Origin of the sequence: Campylobacter sp. MIT 97-5078, assembly GCF_006864455.1 — a bacterium.
In the GTDB taxonomy this organism is placed as follows: Bacteria; Campylobacterota; Campylobacteria; order Campylobacterales; family Campylobacteraceae; genus Campylobacter_D.
This window is the reverse complement of record NZ_QHLK01000049.1, coordinates 1-483: the sequence shown is the minus strand read 5'-3', so window position 1 is coordinate 483 and position 483 is coordinate 1. Positions and strand designations below refer to the sequence as shown.

1 protein-coding gene is annotated in these 483 nt (G+C 32.5%); it reads left to right on the top strand.

Features of this window, described 5'->3' with window-relative positions; genetic code table 11:
• Nucleotides 1–483 (top strand): hypothetical protein (locus DMB91_RS08975; RefSeq protein ID WP_185900272.1); only part of this gene is annotated, 483 nt, incomplete at both ends.

The window sequence follows — 483 nt, the reverse complement described above, 5'->3', positions numbered from 1 at the left end:
TCTTGTTTTAAAAGGAGAAGCGGGGGATTTTGTATCTGGCTGGTTTGGCGATATAGCTTATCAAAGAGGCTATTTAAAAGCTGATTATAATCAAGATGGAATGCTTGATGATAAAGAAAAGCAAAACACTTCAGCAGGATACGGAGTTTATGGGATTTTTCAAAATAAAGGAAGAGAAGTGCTTTCGGTTAATGCTATAGGAACTATTTCTTATGCTAAAACCTTAAATCAAAACAGAGACAGTATAGAAAATGAGCTTAATAACACTATACAAAAAGATGAAAATATGGATGGGGTATTAAAACTTAGTGAATTAGAAAGCAGAAAGCAAACTTTAGCAGCAGTTAAAGAAGATGTTATAAATTCTTCTACTCTTGATTTACTCTCCCCTGAAGAACTTATCGAATACCTCAAAAAAGAAAAAGAAAACCAAGACAAAGCAGAACAAATACTTGAAAACAACGAACTTGAAAAAGCATTACA